Origin of the sequence: Halobacterium sp. CBA1132 (genome assembly GCF_001485535.1) — an archaeon.
GTDB lineage: Archaea > Halobacteriota > Halobacteria > Halobacteriales > Halobacteriaceae > Halobacterium.
In genome coordinates this window covers 1,537,384-1,555,029 of the sequence record NZ_BCMZ01000001.1, presented here as the reverse complement: position 1 = coordinate 1,555,029, position 17,646 = coordinate 1,537,384, and the positions used below count along the sequence as shown (strand labels likewise).

General features: G+C 68.6%; 17 protein-coding genes. 11 read left to right on the top strand and 6 right to left on the bottom strand.

Going from position 1 to position 17,646, the window contains the following annotated elements; genetic code table 11:
* Positions 1-52: 52 nt before the first annotated feature.
* Positions 53-2,128, bottom strand: a complete 2,076-nt coding sequence (locus tag AVZ66_RS08065) for a hypothetical protein (protein WP_082678813.1) — start codon at positions 2,126-2,128, stop codon at positions 53-55.
* A gap of 104 nt (positions 2,129-2,232) precedes the next feature.
* Between AVZ66_RS08065 and glyA the strand changes: the two genes are divergently transcribed.
* Both glyA and AVZ66_RS08055 read left to right on the top strand, forming a co-directional pair.
* The gene (gene glyA / locus AVZ66_RS08060) at positions 2,233-3,480 is read left to right on the top strand and encodes a serine hydroxymethyltransferase (RefSeq protein WP_058983514.1); all 1,248 of its coding nucleotides are present in this window, start codon (positions 2,233-2,235) and stop codon (positions 3,478-3,480) included.
* Between the two features lie 92 nt (positions 3,481-3,572).
* Complete coding sequence (locus AVZ66_RS08055) at positions 3,573-4,466, top strand: bifunctional methylenetetrahydrofolate dehydrogenase/methenyltetrahydrofolate cyclohydrolase (protein ID WP_058983513.1); 894 nt, start codon at positions 3,573-3,575, stop codon at positions 4,464-4,466.
* A 12-nt stretch (positions 4,467-4,478) separates the two neighbouring features.
* On the opposite strand, the gene AVZ66_RS08050 is transcribed toward AVZ66_RS08055, so the two are convergent.
* Positions 4,479-5,186, bottom strand: a complete 708-nt coding sequence (locus AVZ66_RS08050) for a hypothetical protein (protein WP_058983512.1) — start codon at positions 5,184-5,186, stop codon at positions 4,479-4,481.
* Positions 5,187-5,292: 106 nt separating this feature from the next.
* Here AVZ66_RS08050 and AVZ66_RS08045 point away from each other — a divergent pair, with 106 nt between their 5' ends.
* The 4 genes from AVZ66_RS08045 to AVZ66_RS16595 all read left to right on the top strand — a co-directional run bounded on the left by AVZ66_RS08045 (position 5,293) and on the right by AVZ66_RS16595 (position 8,359).
* Entirely contained in the window at positions 5,293-6,588 is a 1,296-nt protein-coding gene (locus tag AVZ66_RS08045) for a S9 family peptidase (RefSeq protein WP_058983511.1), read from the top strand.
* Between the two features lie 177 nt (positions 6,589-6,765).
* Positions 6,766-7,179 carry a hypothetical protein gene (locus tag AVZ66_RS08040; protein ID WP_058983510.1) on the top strand — a complete coding sequence of 138 codons (414 nt, stop codon included), beginning with the start codon at positions 6,766-6,768 and terminating at the stop codon, positions 7,177-7,179.
* A gap of 31 nt (positions 7,180-7,210) precedes the next feature.
* Positions 7,211-8,170: a DUF1028 domain-containing protein gene (locus AVZ66_RS08035; RefSeq protein ID WP_058983508.1), complete on the top strand. Its 960-nt coding sequence runs from the start codon at positions 7,211-7,213 to the stop codon at positions 8,168-8,170.
* 42 nt (positions 8,171-8,212) lie between these two features.
* On the top strand, positions 8,213-8,359 hold the full coding sequence (locus AVZ66_RS16595; protein ID WP_197407738.1) for a hypothetical protein: 147 nt from the start codon (positions 8,213-8,215) through the stop codon (positions 8,357-8,359).
* 256 nt (positions 8,360-8,615) lie between these two features.
* On the opposite strand, the gene AVZ66_RS08030 is transcribed toward AVZ66_RS16595, so the two are convergent.
* Positions 8,616-10,208 (bottom strand): DASS family sodium-coupled anion symporter, encoded by a 1,593-nt coding sequence (locus AVZ66_RS08030; protein WP_058983506.1) that lies wholly within the window; start codon positions 10,206-10,208, stop codon positions 8,616-8,618.
* Positions 10,209-10,272: 64 nt separating this feature from the next.
* On the bottom strand, positions 10,273-10,518 hold the full coding sequence (locus AVZ66_RS08025) for a helix-turn-helix transcriptional regulator (protein WP_058983505.1): 246 nt from the start codon (positions 10,516-10,518) through the stop codon (positions 10,273-10,275).
* Positions 10,519-10,692: 174 nt separating this feature from the next.
* Here AVZ66_RS08025 and AVZ66_RS08020 point away from each other — a divergent pair, with 174 nt between their 5' ends.
* Positions 10,693-10,971 (top strand): PadR family transcriptional regulator, encoded by a 279-nt coding sequence (locus AVZ66_RS08020; protein WP_058983503.1) that lies wholly within the window; start codon positions 10,693-10,695, stop codon positions 10,969-10,971.
* Between the two features lie 2 nt (positions 10,972-10,973).
* A complete protein-coding gene (locus tag AVZ66_RS08015; protein ID WP_058983498.1) occupies positions 10,974-11,222 on the top strand; it encodes a hypothetical protein in 249 nt (82 codons plus the stop codon).
* Here the strand turns inward: AVZ66_RS08015 and AVZ66_RS08010 are convergent, their stop codons facing one another.
* The gene (locus AVZ66_RS08010; protein ID WP_157575635.1) at positions 11,223-12,365 is read right to left on the bottom strand and encodes an AI-2E family transporter; all 1,143 of its coding nucleotides are present in this window, start codon (positions 12,363-12,365) and stop codon (positions 11,223-11,225) included. It abuts the gene before it with no gap.
* Positions 12,366-12,462: 97 nt separating this feature from the next.
* On the opposite strand from AVZ66_RS08010, the gene AVZ66_RS08005 reads away from it, so the two are divergent.
* The gene (locus tag AVZ66_RS08005) at positions 12,463-13,767 is read left to right on the top strand and encodes an MgtC/SapB family protein (protein WP_231727092.1); all 1,305 of its coding nucleotides are present in this window, start codon (positions 12,463-12,465) and stop codon (positions 13,765-13,767) included.
* A gap of 65 nt (positions 13,768-13,832) precedes the next feature.
* Entirely contained in the window at positions 13,833-15,209 is a 1,377-nt protein-coding gene (locus AVZ66_RS08000) for an aminotransferase class III-fold pyridoxal phosphate-dependent enzyme (RefSeq protein ID WP_058983495.1), read from the top strand.
* Here AVZ66_RS08000 and AVZ66_RS07995 read toward each other — a convergent pair whose 3' ends face one another.
* A complete protein-coding gene (locus tag AVZ66_RS07995; protein WP_058983492.1) occupies positions 15,210-15,617 on the bottom strand; it encodes a plastocyanin/azurin family copper-binding protein in 408 nt (135 codons plus the stop codon).
* Positions 15,618-15,752: 135 nt separating this feature from the next.
* On the opposite strand from AVZ66_RS07995, the gene AVZ66_RS07990 reads away from it, so the two are divergent.
* Complete coding sequence (locus AVZ66_RS07990) at positions 15,753-17,645, top strand: GAF domain-containing sensor histidine kinase (protein ID WP_082678866.1); 1,893 nt, start codon at positions 15,753-15,755, stop codon at positions 17,643-17,645.
* The last annotated feature ends 1 nt before the right edge of the window (position 17,646 follow it).

Below are 17,646 nucleotides of genomic sequence, written 5' to 3'. Positions count from 1 at the left end.
GAGAGCCAGTAAAACCGCGGGAAACGCGCGTTAGCGGCGTGTTTCGCCCGTTTCACGTCGTGGCCGCGTTCGGCCGGAGGAGCGCGGCGGCCTCGTCGGACCAGTAGAACTCGCCGTCCACCACGACGGGGTGGTCGGCGCCCGCGAGCAGTTCCGCGAGCTCGGCCGCAGGCAGTTCGAACTCCGTCGAATTCCCACACAGGCGCGGCCGGGACGCGGCGTCAGCGTCGACCTCGTACCAGCAGCCGTGGGCGTCCGCCGCCACGTACTCGTAGGTCACCTCGCAGACCCCGGAGCCGCTGCGGTCGACGTGCGCGACCCGCGCGCCGTCGCCGTCCGTCCGCGAGAGCGTCTGCATCCCGTCGCCGACGACCGCGTAGTCTTTGCCCATGCGGATGCGCCGGCGCGCCAGCCGGAGCGCGGTCTCGATGGGGAAGCCGTGGACGAGCAGTTCCGCGAACGCGGTGCCGACCTTCGCGGCTTGCTCGTCGAGGACTTTCCGCAGCGTCACCGCGCCCGCGACGCTCCCGCGCTCGACGAGGTCGACGCCCTCGTAGTACGACCCGCAGGCGTTCAGGAAGAACGTCTCGACGTTCGTCTCCGGGGTGTCCTCGACCGCGAGGTTGCCGTCCGCGCAGCGCAGTCCTTCGACCTCGCAGTGGCCGATGTAGTGGAGGAACTCGTAGTGGTCGCCGAGCACGTCCGCGAGTTCCGTCCGCGTGAGGTCCTCGAAGAACGAGACGTCCATCGGCAGCGACTCGGCGTGCGCCTCGTAGACGTCCGCGACCGCCTCGTGTTCACCGGTCATGCTGCGGTCGTTGAGCACCACCGCGACCGACAGCTCCTCGGTGTGCTCGCGGCGGTAGTCGAGGTGATTGCGGTAGGCTTCGGGCTGGCTCTTGAACACGTCGATGGGGGTGCCGTCCGCCAGCCAGCCCTGCCAGCGGCCGCCGCGGAGCTTCGGCTTCAACATCTCGACGGTGGCGACGGGGCCGGGCGGCCCGCGGTAGAAGTCGTCGAGCGTGCGCTCCAGCAACTCCTCGCTCTCCAGCGCGGCGGTTTCGGGCGGGTAGACGAGCGCCAGTCTGTCGAGGAGGAACGGCAGCGTCTCGACGTGGTCGAGATTCGGCGCAACGTGCATCGAGAGGTGCCACTCCGGGAGGTCGTCCGCGACGCGCTCGAAGGGCGCGTCGAGGTACGTCGCGAGCCGTTCGTCGGGCGCCGCATCGTAGGCCGCGCCGGGGTCGATATCGAGGACGTCCAAGAGGTCGTGTTCGGCGAGGTCGACGCCCGACTCCGCAACGGGGGCCGCGCGCCGACGTTCTGGTGGGACGGCCGTACGGACGAGGCAGTCCAGCCAGAACGCGCGCGCCAACAGCCGTGGCACTTCCACGGGTAGCGCGTCGAGGGTGTAGTCGAGGCCCGCCGCCGGCGCTCGGAGCCGTGGCGTTACGCCCGCGTCGACGGTGACGTCGGCGCCGAGGTAGTACGCCAGCGGCGCCGCGACGAACACGTCCTCCAGCGAGCGCGGCACCCGCAGTTCGATGCCGGTGTCGGGCGTCTCGGCGGCGACGGCGTCCGGCACGTCCACCTCGTCGCCGAACGCGAATTGGGGCGGGTGCGTGCGCTGGTGCCACGACGACCGCTCGGGCGTCGTCGTGCGGTGGGCGGCCGGCGCGTGCGTCACCGCGGTCGCGACGCCGTCCAGCGTCTTCGGAATCGTAATTGTCTCAGCGGGCGAGCGCGCGTCGCTCCTGAATCCGACCGCGACGGCCGTCGGTTCGTCGAAGGTGACGGTCACTCGGTCGCCGCGCTCCACGACTGCGGGGCCGTCGAACCCGACGAGCACGTCGACGGCACCGCTGGCTTCGAGGACGTACTGGCCGGCGTCGAGACGGCGACGCGAGCGCGCCGAGAGGCGGTCGGTGCGCTCGTTCGACGCGAACAGGGACGCGTCGCTGGCGGGTACGGAGAGCCGCGTAGTGACACCCGAGATGGTGGCGTCCGCCGGCCACGCGAGGGCCCGTCCCCCGCGGGCCTGCCGCCAGTCGGGTGTTCGAACCGTCACTCGGCTGCCGGCCGCGTCGGTCGCGACCACGCCGGTTCCGGTTTCCTCCCACTGAATCACGCGGGTATCACGTACTCCCAGTAGGCTTATATTTCTGTCGAGGAATGGTACTGAATTATGGCGGCCTCGGTAGACTTATGCCGCGCGCACCGGCCACTCTAGGCATGAGCTACGACGACGTCCGGGAGGTCGACCCGGCAGTCGCGGACGCGCTCGTCGGCGAGCGCCACCGGCAGAACGACACACTGGCGATGATCGCCAGCGAGAACCACGCGAGCGAGGCTGTCCTACAGGCCCAGAGCAGCGAACTCACGAACAAGTACGCCGAGGGCTACCCCGGCGAGCGCTACTACGGCGGCTGCGAGTTCGCCGACGACGTCGAGGAACTCGCCATCGAGCGCGCGAAAGAGCTGTTCGGCGCGGACCACGCCAACGTCCAGCCCCACAGCGGGTCGTCGGCGAACATGGGCGTCTACTTCTCCGTGCTGGAGCCCGGTGACAAGATTCTCTCCCTGGACCTCACGCACGGCGGCCACCTCAGCCACGGCCACCCCGCGAACTTCGCGGGGCAGCTGTACGAGGTCGAGCAGTACGAGGTCGACCCCGAGACCGGCCGACTGGACTACGACTCCCTGCGGGAGAAGGCCGAAGAGTTCGAACCGGACATGGTCGTCTCCGGGTTCTCGGCGTACCCCCGCGAGGTCGAGTGGACGGAGATTCAGGCGGCCGCCGACGCCGTCGACGCCTACCACATGGCGGACATCGCGCACATCACGGGCCTCGTGGCGGCGGGCGAACACCCCTCGCCGGTCGGCGTCGCGGACTTCGTCACCGGGAGCACGCACAAGACCATCCGCGCGGGCCGCGGCGGCATCATCATGTGCGACGAGGAGCACGCCGACGACGTGGACTCGGCGGTGTTCCCGGGCGCGCAGGGCGGCCCCCTCATGCACAACATCGCGGGGAAGGCCGTCGGCTTCAAGGAGGCGCTGGACCCGGCGTTCGACCAGTACGCCGCGCAGGTCGTACGAAACGCGGAAGTACTCGGTGAGACGCTCCAGGACCACGGCTTCTCGCTGGTCTCGGACGGCACGGACACCCACCTCGTGCTCGTTGACCTCCGCGACTCCCACCCCGAGGTCTCCGGCGGCGACGCCGAGGAAGCCCTCGAAGAGGTCGGCATCGTCCTGAACGCCAACACCGTGCCGGACGAGTCCCGGTCGGCGTTCGACCCGTCGGGCATCCGCGCCGGCACGCCCGCGCTGACGACCCGCGGCTTCGACGAGGACGCGATGGAGACGGTCGGCGACTGCATCGCGAAGGTCGTGGACAACATCGGCGACGCCGAGGTGTACGCCGAGGTCGCAGCGACCGTCGAGGACCTCTGCCACGAGCACCCCCTCTACGACTGATTGTTGGGCGTTCGTGAATATTCTTCACGGACGAACCGATATTTTATGCACGAACCGCCGAATTGAAGGCGGGCGAGCGCGCAGTCCCGAACATGACCAGCATCATCGACGGGAACGCCGTCGCGCAGGAAGTACGGGACGGCCTCGGTGACGCCATCGCAACGCTGGACGACGCCGGCGTCACGCCGCGACTCGCAACCGTTCTGATGAACGACAAGCAGGCCAGCGAGACGTACGTCTCCATGAAACAGCGGGACTGCGAGGAGGTCGGCATCGCCGCCGAGGACGTCCGCATCGACTCGGACGCGCCCGCCGAAGAACTGTTCGAGACGGTCGCGGACCTGAACGCCCGCGACGACGTCCACGGCATCCTCGTACAGGACCCCACGCCCGAACACGTCCCCGACGAGCGCGTGCTCTCCGCCGTCGACCCCGCGAAGGACGTCGACGGCTTCCACCCCGAGAACGTCGGGAAGCTCGTCGCCGGGAACGCCCGGTTCAAGCCCTGCACGCCCCACGGCATCCAAAAACTGCTGGAGAGCGAGGGCGTCGACACCGAGGGGAAGGAAGTGGTCGTGGTCGGCCGCTCGAACATCGTCGGGAAGCCGCTCGCGAACCTGCTCGTCCAGAAGGCCGACGGCGGGAACGCCACCGTCACGGTCTGTCACAGCCGCACGGACGACCTCGCAGCGCACACGCGCCGCGCGGACATCGTGGTCGCGGCCGCCGGCGTCACTGAACTCGTCGACGGGTCGATGCTCTCGGAGGGAACCGTGGTCATCGACGTCGGCATCAACCGCGTCGACGCCGACACCGAGAAGGGCTACGAGCTGGTCGGCGACGTGGAGTTCGAGAGCGCCAAGGAGAAGGCCAGCGCCATCACGCCCGTCCCCGGCGGCGTCGGCCCGATGACGCGCGCAATGTTGCTGTACAACACCGTGAAGGCCGCCGGCGAACAGACCGGCGTCAACGTACAACTGCCGTAGTTCGGCGGCTCCTCAGGCCAGCGCGTCGAGGCGGGTGCGCGCCCGCTCGACGCCCGACTCGTCGCCGCGGAGCGCGGCCGCGATGGCGCGCGCCGCTTCTACCAGTCGCTCGCTGTCCCCGGGAGCGACATCGCCGTCCAGCGCCTGCACGCGCTTGGCGTGGTCGCGGAGGCGTTCGAGCAGTCCGCGCTCGGGTTCGGGAACTTCGCCGTCGCAGTACGTCCGCACGTCCGCGCGGTAGGCGTCGACGGCCGCCGCGTACCCGAGTCCGCGAACCGCCCGCAGCGACTCGGGCACCTCGTCGGGCGCGGGTCGCTGGCCGTCCTCGGCGCCGTTCAGCAGTGCGAGCACGTAGCGCTCCGCGTCGTCGCTCGTTCGGAGCGCGTCCCCGAGCAGGACGGCCGCGCGACGGAGTTCCTGCGCCGCGAGGTAGGTGTCGTCGAGGTCGAGGAGGTCCCCGCCCGAGACGAACCCACGGGACTGACAGTAGTCACGGCACGCGTCCGCCGCGGGGTCGAGCGCGCCGCGGAGGTCGCCGTCCGCGGCGGCGTCGCGGGCGGCCGAGAGGTCGAGGTCGGCGTTCCCGTCGGTATGCGTGCTCCGCTCGCCGACGCCGACGCTGCGCATACTCCCGCAATCGGGGCACTCGACGCTCCCCGTCTCGTAGTACGACCACCGCGTCCCACACGATTTGCACTCCCGTTCGCCGCGCACATCCATACGCTCCCCTTCGACGCGGCGAGCCAAAACGTCGGTGTCTCGCGGCGGCGCCGAACGTATTCTACCACCAACCTATTTGTCGGGTAACAGTCAACCATCCATCCTGATGGCCCCCGAAAGCAACCCGGTCCGCGCCGTCGCCCGCGAGTTCGCGGCCAGCGTGGGCGAGGGCGACCCCGCCGATGCCGCCGACCTGCTCTCCGAGACGGGCACCGAGGAAGCCGTCGAGTCGTTCCCCGAGGAGTTCCAGCAAGGCGAACTGGACGCCGAAGCAGCGCTCCGGGAGTACCACCGCGGCCTCTACGGACAGTACGGCGACTTCGAGGGTGTGGAGACGGTGGCCGCCGAGGCCGACTGCGCCATCGTCGAACTCGGCTTCGAGGACGGCGCACAGACGCTCGAACTCGGCGTCGAGGATGGGTCGGTCGCGGACCTCTGCTTCCCGACGTCGTACGCGCCGCCGCTGTACGCCGACTGCAACGCGTTCGCGGAGCGGGACGTGACTGTCGACGCCGACGACGCGACGCTGAACGGCAACCTCGCCGTGCCGGAGGGCGACGGCCCGTTCCCCGGCGTCGTACTCGTCCACGGCGCGGGCATCCACGACCCGGACGGGACGGTCGGCGCGACGAAGATTCTCCGGGACTTCGCTTGGGGACTGGCGACCGACGGCGTCGCCGTCCTCCGGTACGAGAAGCGCCTCCGGGACCACGACGTTCCGGACGAGGCGTTCACGCTCGACAACGTGGTCGTCGACGACGCCGTCGCCGCCGTCGACGAACTCGCGGCGGCGGACGCGGTGGCCGAGGATGCGCTGTTCGTGGCCGGCCACAGTCAGGGCGGGATGGCCGCGCCCGGAGTCGCCGAGCGCCACGGCAACGTCGCGGGCGTCGTCAACCTCGACGGGCCCGCCGACCCCGTCTTCGACCCCGAGGACGTGGACATCCTCAAGTACGAGTTCGAACCGGACGGCGACCTCGACGAGGAGCAGGCGGCCCAACTCGAAGTCCAGGAGGAGGCCGCACGCCGCATCGCAGCGGGCGACTACGAGGTCGATGAGACGCTGTGGAGTCGCCCGGGCGCGTGGCACGACAGCGTCGCGGACTACGACCCGCGCGAAGCCCTGCGGCGCGCCGACTGCCCGGTGTTCGCGGCGAAACCGTATCGCGTCGACGAGGACCGCCAGCCGGAACTGACGGAGTGGGCGCGACAGGGCTACGAGGCGTGGCGCGACGCCGACCTTCCATCGGGGAGCCGCACCGAGCGCTACGAGGGACTCGGCCACTACTTCCAGGAGGGGTACGCGCCGTCGTCGATGCTCTCCCTGTACTTCGGCGGGAACGCCGCCGAGTTCGTCGTCCACGACGTCGCCGAATGGGTCGAAACCATCGCGGACGCGTAGGTGCTTCTACTGCTGGTCCGACAGTCGGCGTCTGTCCCACCACTGGAGTTAACTACGAGTGTCTGCAACGCTCTCCCACGATGCCGAGTCAGAATCTGACGACGCCGGCAGCCGAGGATAGAGTAAGCCACGGCGACGTGGCTGGTCGAGAAATCCGACCGCTCGCCTGACCTCTCGGTGCGACGGCGCGGCGACCGGGTCTCGGTCGCTGTCGACGGCGAGGAACTGCTTCTCTCCCGCGAGGACGCCGTCCAGCTACGCGACTCGCTGGACGACGCACTGACCGCTCGCGAGACGTTCGTGAACACTGTCGGCGTCCACCGCACGGACGGCGCGTACGTCGTCGAACGACGGGACGCCGACTCGTCGGGCAACCGCAAGGTGTTCGACTGCTTCGACGCGCTGGAGCGCCTCTGCGAGCGCCTGCCCGCGGACTTCACGGCCGACGATCTCTCGCAGAGCGGACTGACTGCGGGGCGCCGGCACATGGTGTTGTGGCACCTCGTCGAGCACCCCGGGTTCACGGTCGAACTCGCGAGCAGGCAGCCGTTGACCGCCCGAAAGACGGCAACGGGGGTGGGCGAGCCGTAGGCTTTTGCCCGCGGCCGGCCACCTGCCCGCCATGACGTTCTCCATCGTTGCGCGCGACCCCGAGACCGACGCGGTCGGGGTCGCCGTCCAGTCGAAGTTCGTCGGCGTGGGCGCGGTCGTCCCGTTCGCGAGCGCGGACGCCGGCGCAATCGCCACGCAGAGTTTCGCGAACGTGGCGTACGGCCCCGACGGCCTCGACTTGCTCCGCGAGGGCCACTCCGCTGACGAGGTGGTCGAGCAGTTGACTGACGAGGACGAGGACGCCCCCGAGCGCCAAGTGGGCATCGTGGAAGCACCTGCTTCCACGGCCCGTCAGACGGAGTCTGACGATGTCGTCGGGCAGGCCGGCTCCGTCGCGGCGTTCACCGGCGAGGAGTGCTTCGACCACGCCAGCGACCGGCAGGGCGAGAACTACACCGTCCAGGGGAATATTCTGGAGAACCGAGAGACAGTGGACGCGATGGCGGACACGTTCGAGGAGACCGAGGGAGGTCTCCCGGAGAAACTGATTGCGGCGCTGCACGCGGGCAACGAGGCGGGCGGCGACCAGCGCGGCGAGCAGTCCGCGGCGCTGTACGTCGCCAAACCCGAGGGCGGCTACGACGGCGGGAACGACCGCTGGATAGACGTCCGCGTGGACGACCACGACGCGCCCATCGACGAACTGGAGCGCGTGTTCCGCGTCTACGACGTGACGCTGCTCGAACGCGAGGACCCAGACGAGTACCGCGAACTCGACGGCGAGACGGCCGAAGCCGTCGGAAGCGCGCTCGCCGACCTCGGGTTCTACGACGGGACGCCCTCCGGGGAGTTCGGCGACGACGCTCGCGACGCGCTCGAAGCGTTCCGCGGGATGAACAACTTCGAGAACCACGACCTCGCCACGCTCGAAGACGCGCTCGCTCGCGGGTGGAGCGACGCCGACGGGGACGGCGAGGACAAACTCGTGAACGCCATCTGGCACGGGCTCTCGCGCCTCGACCGGCAGTGAGCTGTCACGGGTATTGATACGGCCGGCGCTCCGAACCCGAGTATGCGCAGCGAGGAGGAAATCCGCGAGCAGTACGAGTTTCTCGTCGAGGAACTGGAGTCCGAGGAGATGAACCACGAGGGCGTCCGCGAGATGTTCACGTACTACCGGCGCGCGCTCGGCTGGGTGTTAGAAGAAGAACACATGTAGCGGCAGCCGTTACTGCCGGGGATAGGTTTATTATCGTCGACCGTTTTGACTCAGGTGACGCTTCGCTTTGGAGGGCCGAAGCGTCAGCGGGGACCAATTCAGGGCGGCTGCGGGGCCGGATTTTTCCCGGCTCCGCATCCTTTTCCGTTGCACTGTGTTCACAGCGACAGCGCTGTCGGCCTCGTTCTGAGAAACCGCGTCGAGAGCGACTGCAAAAGACCGCGCAGGTGGGTCAGAAAAAGCGTTCGCCGGGTCGCTACCAGAGGAACATCGGCCAGACGAACTGGAACAGCAACCAGATGACCACCGTCAGCACCGCGGTCATGAGGAAGTTGAGGACGACGCCGGCGCGCATCATGTCCCGCTGTTCGAGGTAGCCGGAGCCGAACACGATGGCGTTGGGCGGCGTCGCCACCGGGAGCGCGAACGCGAAGCTCGCGGCGATGGCACCGCTCACCGCGAGGAAGATGGCAGCGGACTCCTCGGCGAGCCCGAGCGTCGCGGCGAGGATGCCGCCGATGGAGACGAGCACGGGCACGATGATGGTGGCGGTGGCGGTGTTGGAGGTCATCTCCGTGAGGAAGATGACGAGCAGGACGACGGCGGCGACGATGGCGACGATGGGGAGGCCGGTGAGCGAACTGAAGATGGATTCGGCAATCCACCGCGTGGCGCCGCTGTTCGCGAACCCGGACGCCAGCGAGAGGCCGCCGCCGAAGAGGAGAATCGTCCCCCAGTCGATGTCCACGAGGTCCTCCCACTCCGTGGTGTCCGCGAGGACGAGCGTGGGGATGGCGTAGAGGCCGACCATGACGTAGTAGAGCAGGCCCTGGTAGCCGCCTTCGGTGCCGAAGAGGGTCGGACCGCTACCGCCGAACAGCGTGGTGTGGAGGACGTTCGCGGTGTCGGCGCTCAGGCCGACGGTCTCGAAGAGCCACCAGACGGGGCCGCCGAGGCCGCCCAGAACCCATAGGCCGGCGGTCGCGGTGAAGATGTACGCGACGCGGCGACCGCGCGTGCTCAGTTCGCCCTCCTCGCGGAGGTAGCGGCGCGCTTCCTCGCGGGCGCCGCTGACGTCTTCGATTTCCGGTGGGTAGAGCCAGTACGTGAGCACGTACCAGACGAGCGGGAGCGTCACGACGACGATGGGGAGGCCGATGAGCAGCCAGTCGGCGAACCCGATTTCGTAGCCGAGTTGGTCGTTGAGGACGCCCGCGACGACGGCGTTCGGCGGGGTGCCGATGAGCGTGCCGACGCCGCCGACGCTGGCGCCGTACGCGGTCCCGAGCAGCGTCGCGACTTGGACGTTCGTCGTGGCGTCACCGTCGCCGGCTTCCGTGAGTTCGTCGCGGCCGACGACTTGCGCGAGGACGCCGACGGCGATGGGCGTCATCATCGCGGAGGTGGCGGTGTTCGACACCCACATCGAGAGGAGGGCGGTGGCGACCATCACCGCGAGGATGAGTTTGCGGGGGCTGGATCCCATGCGCGCCATGATGTACAGCGCGATGCGGCGGTCGATGTCGTACTTCTGGAGCGCGTTCGCGAGCATGAACCCCGCGATGAACAGGAAGATGAGGTGGTCGGCGAACGGCGCCAGCGCCTCGTCGAGGTCGCCGAACACGCCGAACGCGGTGAGCAGCGCGGGAATCGAGAGCGCCGTGACCGCGAGCGGAAGCGCGCCGGTCACCCAGAGCACGCCGGCGAACGCCATCGTGGCGATGGCGTACTTCCCTTCGAGCGCGAGTCCTTCGGGGGTCGGTGCGAGCGCGATGGCGGCGGTGACCGCGAGCGCGAGCGCGAACACCGCGAGCCGTCCGCGAGCCGAACGAACGTCCATCTGTATCATTGATACAGGCGCACTGTCGACTGCTATCGTTAATGATTAACGGATTCACTCTCGGCGCAGCGGCTCAGAAGTGCTCGACGAGAACCTCCACCTGTTCGTCGTCGAGTTCGGCCACGTACAGGTCGAAGAGTTCGTGCAGTCGCTCGACGGAGAGGCCGCGGTTCCCGCTCTCCAGCATCGAGACGTGGGCCTGCCGCAGGTCCGCCACCGCTCGTTCGACGTCGCGCTGGCTGAAGTCGGCGGCGACGCGGAGGAGGCGCCACGCTGTCGGCGAGACGTCTGCGAGGTCGTGGGTGTCCACGCCGGCCATGTGGGCGTGTCGCCGGGCGGTCGGCATAAAGTCCGGGGGACAGCCACAGCACCGACGCGAGTCACCGATTTCGACATGTCACTTCGATATATGCCGGGTCGTTCTCGGTAATCGGCATCGCAATCCCCTATGCTTATGCTTTCCGAGACCAAAGTCGTAACGAGAGCAAGACATATGTACGACCTGACAGGGTTCCAGCGTGACCTCCTCTACGTCGTCGCCGGACTGGACGAGCCACACGGCCTCGCCATCAAGGAAGAACTCGAGGAGTACTACGAGTCTGAGATTCACCACGGCCGACTCTACCCCAACCTCGACACCCTCGTCGACAAGGGCCTCGTCGACAAGGGCCAACTCGACCAGCGAACCAACTACTACACGCTCACCCGCCGCGGCCGCCGCGAAATCGCCGCGCGCCGCGAGTGGGAACAGCAGTACGTCGACCTCGACTAACTGTGGTCTCCTCGCGGACGGCTACCGCCGCCGTCGGCGTGCTCGCGAGTGTGGCCGTCAGCGTCGCCGCGTGGGTCTTCTTCGACGTCGCCGTCTTCTTCCTCGCGGTTCCGCTGATTCCGCTGTTGTTCCGCCGGCGGACCGAGGAATCAGAACCAACCGTCTACGAGTGCCCGGAGTGCGCGTTCAGCACCCGCGACCCCGAGTTCGCGTACTGTCCGCGGGACGGCGCTCGCCTCGAAGAACAGTAACTACGCCTCCTCGCTTTCGTCGGATTCGGAGGCAGCGGTCTGCTCGCCGTCGCTGGCGGTCACGACGTCGCCGCCGAGCGCGGCCGGCGAGATCTCCTCGCCCGCCAGCAGTTCCGGGAGCACGAGCCTCGTGAAGTGGACGACGAACACGAGTACGAGCGGGCCGAGGAACAGCCCGTACCAGCCCCACAGCAGCGGCCCGAAGACGTACGACAGAATCACCAGACCGAGGTGGATGTCCCGCCCGGAGACGTACGGGCGCAACAGCAAGTCGGGAATGAAGTCCACGACGACGGCCGCGACGCCGACGAACGCCGCCACGAACACGTACCCCGTCCCGTGCTGGAACGCGACGAGCGCGAGCCACCCCGCCAGCGGCATCCACACGAGTTTGATGCCGACCACCGGGACGAGGCTCGCGATGCCCGTGATGAGCCCGAACAACACGGGATAGGGGATGGCGATGCCTGCGGGCGAGAGCGCGTCCAGCGCCGTGTACGACACCGCGGCGATGACGCCGGTGGCGAACGCGAAGACGATGTTCCCGAAGAACACCGTCGAGAGGTCGCTGTCGACCGCCCGCGCGTACGCCTCCGCGACGCCGTTGCCGTCCGTGAATCGGCGCTGGAACCAGCCGCCGAGACGGTGGTCGTCGCGGAGCAGGTAGAACGCCACGATGACCACCGCGAACAGGTGGATGAACAGCGTGCCGAGGAAGCCGACGTACTCCAAGGCGTTGCTCGCGGACGCCGTCAGCGCCTCCTGTACGGACGGCTGGTTCAGGAACGCCTGCGGGTCCTGCACGATACCAGAAACGTCGAAGTACGGGTCGAGGAGCGCGCCGACCTGCCCGAGGTCGGCGTTCTGCGCGTCGACGAACTGGTCGAGTTCCTGCAGGCCGACCGCCGTCGTGTACGCGACGACCAGCATCGCGGGGAGCGCGAGCGTCACGAGCGCTACTACGGCGCGAATCGTCGGCCGGGGAATCCACCGTTCGAGGCGGCGGTAGACGGGCCGCGTCGCGTAGTAGACGAACACCCCGAGCACGAACGTCCCGAGGAACGAGTAAACGGTGAACGCGAGCGCGCCGGCGAGTACGGCAGCGACCACCCACCACGCGAGTCGACCACGGTTGACGTCCATCACCTAAGATACTGACACGACCACGCAAAAAGATTCGCCGACGACCGCGTTCGCGCCAGCCCGCAACTTTTTGCCCGCCCGCGGTGAACGCCAGAGAGTGCCCGGAGTCATCGAGTCGCTGGCGAACGCCCCCGTGGACAGCCGCGTGGTCCGCCTCGCGCTGTCCGTCGCGCTCGGCCTGTTCATCGGACTGGAGCGCGAGTGGTCCCAGAAGGCCGCCGGCATCCGCACGTTCGCGCTCGTCAGCGTCCTCGCGACCATCTTCACCCAGGTGGACACGGAGCGGTGCGCGGACGCCGCGGGCGTCTGTCCGCCGTACCTCTCGGGCGTCGGCGCGGTGTTCGTCATCGTCGTCGCGGGCGTGCTGATGGTCTCGGGGATGCGCGACGAGGACGAGGGCCTCCACCTGACGACCGCCGTGAGCCTGATGGTGGCGTACGGCGTCGGCGTGCTCGTCGCCGTCGATGCGGTGCTCCCGGCGACAGTCGTCGCCGTCACGAGTTCCGTCCTGCTGGTGTTCAAGCGCGAACTCCACGGGTTCGCGTGGGGGCTCTCCCGGCAGGAACTGCGCTCGACGTTCGAGTTCGCGATTCTGGCGTTCGTCGTCTATCCGCTGCTGCCAGCCGGCACCGTCGCGGTCGGGTCGGGGCAGTACGCGGTCGAAATCGAGCCGCGCGTCGTCTGGCTGATGGTCGTGTTCGTGGCGGGCATCGGCATCGTGAACTACGTCGTCGTGAAGACGTACGGCGGCCGCGGCATCGCCGTCACGGGCTTCTTCGGCGGGTTGGCGTCCTCGACGGCGGTCGTCGGGACGATGCTCGACCACGTCGGTGAGCGCGCTGAGACGGCGTCGTACGCCGTCGCGGGCGTCTTGTTGGCGAACGCCGCGATGGCGCTCCGGAACCTCCTCATCGTCGTCGTGTTCACGCTCTCGACGGGGGTGCTGGTGGCCGCAACGGTCCCGCTCGTCGTCATCGTCGTCGGCTGCATCGGCGTCGCGGCGGCCACCGCGGACTGGTCGACGCGCGTCGAGATGGACTTGGAGAGCCCGTTCTCGATGCGGAACGCGCTCGCGTTCGGCGCGATGTTCCTCGTCGTCGTGGTCGCCGGCGGGCTCGCACAGACCCAGTTCGGCTCCGCCGGCCTCTACGCGACCGCGATTCTCTCCGGACTCGTGTCGAGCGCCGGCGCGACCACCTCCGCCATCGTGCTCTACCGCACGGGCGCGATTTCGGGGACGGCCGCGACTGTCGCCGTGCTGCTGGCGACCGCCTCCTCCATCGGCGTGAAGGTCGCGCTCACCGCGACCAGCGACAACCGGTCGTTCGCGTACCGCGTCGCGGGGTACAGCACGGCCCTGCTCGTCGCGGGCGGCGTCGCGACCGCTGTCGTCGCGTTCTGACGGCTGGTGAAGCTTGCCCCAACCGTAACGAATGGCTTTTGTCGGCGGCCCGGGCAACCACTACCATGGACAGGGAGACCGCCGAGCCGAGCGTCCGCAGCCTTCCCGGCGAGAAAGCCCAGCAGTGGGTCGACTACCACCACGAGCACGCCGCCCCCAGCACGTACGTCTACGAGTTCGTCTGGGACATCACCGAGGAGGCCATCGGCCCGTTCTGCACGGACGTCGACGGCAACGTCCTCATGGACTTCACGAGCCACGTCGCGGCCGCGCCGTTCGGCTACAACAACCCCAAGATTATGGACCGCTTGGCGGAGTTCGACGTCGTCGACCCCTCCAAGATTGCGGGCCAGGACTTCTACGCGAGCGGCGGCTGGCCACCCGAGGACGCCGACGTGCCGACGTCGACGCAGCTGCTCCACCGGCTCACGGACATCACCGAGGAGTACGGCCTCGACCAGGTCTTCCTCTCGAACACGGGCGCAGAGGCCATCGAGAACGCCATCAAGATCTGTTACGCGAACGGCGGCCACCGCGCGTTCACGTTCGACGGCGCGTTCCACGGCCGCACGCTCGGCGCGCTCTCCCTGAACCGCTCGAAGACCGTCCACCGCCGCGGCTACCCCGAAATCGGCGGCGTCGTCTCCGTGCCGTACTGCTCCTGTGAGGGCGCTTGCGACTGCGGGTGGAAGACAAACGGTCCCGGCGGGAACGCCATCGCGGACAAACTCCACCCCGAGCGCGGCGTCGTCGACCCCGAAGAAGTGGCGTACCTCGTCCTCGAACCCCAGCAGGGCGAGGGCGGCTACCGCGTCCCGAGCGACGAGTTCGCCGACGACATCGCCGAGATTCAGGAGACGTACGACATCCCCGTCATCGCCGACGAGATTCAGTCCGGTCTCGGCCGCACGGGCGAACTCTGGGGCGTCGACCACACCAGCATTGACCCCGACGTCATCACCTCCGCGAAGGGTCTGCGCGTGGGCGCGACCGTCGCCAACGAGGACCTCTTCCCCGACGAGACCGGCCGCCTCTCCTCGACGTGGGGCGCGGGCGACCTGCTCGCGGCCGCGCAGGGCGTCGCCACCATCGACGCCATCACCAGCGACGGCCTCCTCGACAACGTCACCGAGCGCGGCCGGCAGGCCAAGGAGATTCTCGCCGACGACGCGCCCGAGTTCGTCGATGACGTGCGCGGGAACGGCCTGATGCTCGGCGTCGAGTTCGACACCAAGGACCGCCGCGAAGCCGCCGTGAAAGCGTGCCTGGAGCGCGGGCTGCTGTTGCTCGGCTGCGGCCACAAGACGCTGCGGCTGCTCCCGCCGCTGGACGTCACGGAGCGAGAAATCGACCTCGCGGTGGGCGTCTTCCTCGACGCCCTCGACGATTCGAAGGTCACGCGCGCCGGGCCGTCAGGCGGCCACAGCGACGACGTGCAGTAGCTACTCCTCGACGACGATTGCGCCGGTCATCCCCTGCGTTCGGTGCGGGGTGCAGACGTACTCGTAGCGGCCCGGGACCTCGAACGTGAACTCGAAGGAGAACCCGCGCCCCTCGATAGTTTCGTGGCCCGACCAGTCCGCGTCGGCAGGCTGACTCGTCACGGCGACGTTGTGCGTCCCCGACAGCCAGACGAAGCGCACGGTCGTCCCCGTCGAGATACTGAGTTCGGCGGGGGCGAAAACGTAGCTGCCGTCGGGGCCGACTTCCACGACTTCTGTTCCCTCCGGGGCGTCGAGGGCTTCGACCTCGCCGCTGCTGGAGCCACCGCCGAGACAGCCGGCGAGCGTGGCCGTCGCGCCGATGCCTGCGGTCGCGCGCAGTACGTCGCGTCGCGTTCGGTCTCGCATACCGGGCCCTCGGGCTGTCAACAGTATAACTCGGTCGTCTCGTCGCTACGACGGTCGGCGACGACGAGAGCTATCGTGGAACCGAGACGAACGTCTATACGTTTCGGTGCCCTCCCAGTAGAGAGAGCAGTGACGATGCCCGACGACGCACACGACCGCCGGCAATTCGACGTCGACGCTCGCGGCACCCTCGACGCCCTCGCGGCGCCCGTGGTCGCGTTCGACGCGGACGGCCGCCTGCGGTACTACAACGACGCCGCCCTCGACCTCGCGGGCGACGCCGCCGCGCTCGCTGACGCCCACGTCGCCGACGTGTTCGGCGCCGTCACGCTGGCGACCCTCCGCGACGCTGTTGACGGGCCGTCCCTGAACGCGGTGTTTGCCGGTGCTGACAGTCGGACGCCAGTCGAACTCCGCGTGTCGCGGCGGTCCGACGACGACGGCCTCGTGGTCGTCGCACAGGAACGAGCCGGCGACAGTCAGCTAGTGGCGGACCCCGACGGCGTCATCGACCGGATGACGGACGCGTTCTTCGCCGTCGACCGCGACTGGCAGTTCACGTACCTCAACGACGAGGGCAGGTCGATTATCGAGGCCGCGATGGTCGACGCGCCCGAGGACGGCCTCGTCGGCACGTCGATATGGGACGTGATTCCGGCCGCCGTCGACACGGAGTTCTACGACCAGTACCACGAGGCGATGGCGACGCAGGAACCGGTCGCGTTCGAGTCCTACTACGAACCGCTGGACACGTGGCTGTCCGTGCACGCTTACCCCTCCGAGAGCGGCCTGTCCGTCTACTTTCGGGACGTCACCGAACGCCACCAGCAGGAGGACCGCCTCCGCGAGCGCGAGCGCGTCCTCCGAGACGTCCACGACATCACGGCCGACACCGACCTGTCGTTCACCGAGCAAGTGAACGCGCTCCTCGACCTCGGCGCGGACGTCCTCGGCACAGACGCCGGCGGCCTCTCCCACATCCAGGGCGACGTCTACGAGTTCGAAGCGATTCGCGGCGACGTCGACACCCAACCCGGGGACACCGCGGCGCTATCCGCGACGAACTGCGAGCGCACCGCCGCCACCGAGCAGACGCTCGTCATGGCGGATGTCGCCGCCGACGCCCCGGAACTCACGGACAAGGCGGGCTACAGCGAGTGGGGTATCAGCTGTTACCTCGGCGCGCCCGTCTTCGTCGACGGCGACGTCTACGGCACGCTGTGCTTCTACGGCAAGGAACCGCGCCGCGAGCAGTTCTCCGAGTGGGAGGTGACGCTCGTCGACCTGCTCAGTCAGTGGGTCAGCTACGGCCTCACCCGCCGCGAGTCCCGCAAACGCCTCGAAGCCCAGAACGAGCGCTTGGAGCAGTTCGCGTCCATCGTCTCCCACGACCTCAAGAACCCCCTGAGCGTGCTCGACGGCTACCTCGAATTGGCCGCCGAGACCGGCGACCCCGACCACATCACGAAGTGCCAAGAGACCGTCGACCGCATGGCGGACCTCGTCGACGACCTGCTGGCGCTGGCGCGCGCCGGCGACGGCGTCGACGACCTCCAGTCCGAGCACCTCGGCGACCTCGCGCACCGCGCGTGGGAGTCGGTCGCCAGCGGCGACGCCGAACTCACCGTCGACGCCGACGCCACCGTACTCGTCGACGAGACCCGCGCCGTCCAACTGCTCACGAACCTCTTCCAGAACTCTGTGGAACACGGTTCCACGGGCCCTGCCTCGCAGGCCCGGCAGGACGCTGTCGAGCACGGCTCCACGGACGACGAGGTGGGCGTCAGGGTCACCGTCGGCTTACTCGACGACGGTGAGGGCTTCTACGTCGAGGACGACGGCCCGGGAATCCCCGAGGCCGACCGCGAGAACGTCTTCGACGCGGGCTACTCCACGAACCCGGACGGCACCGGGTTCGGCCTCCACATCGTCGCGGAAGTCGCGACCGCCCACGGCTGGGGTCTCAACGTTACCGACAGCGAGACGGGCGGCGCGCGCTTCGAAGTCAGTCGCGTCCAGTTCGACTGAA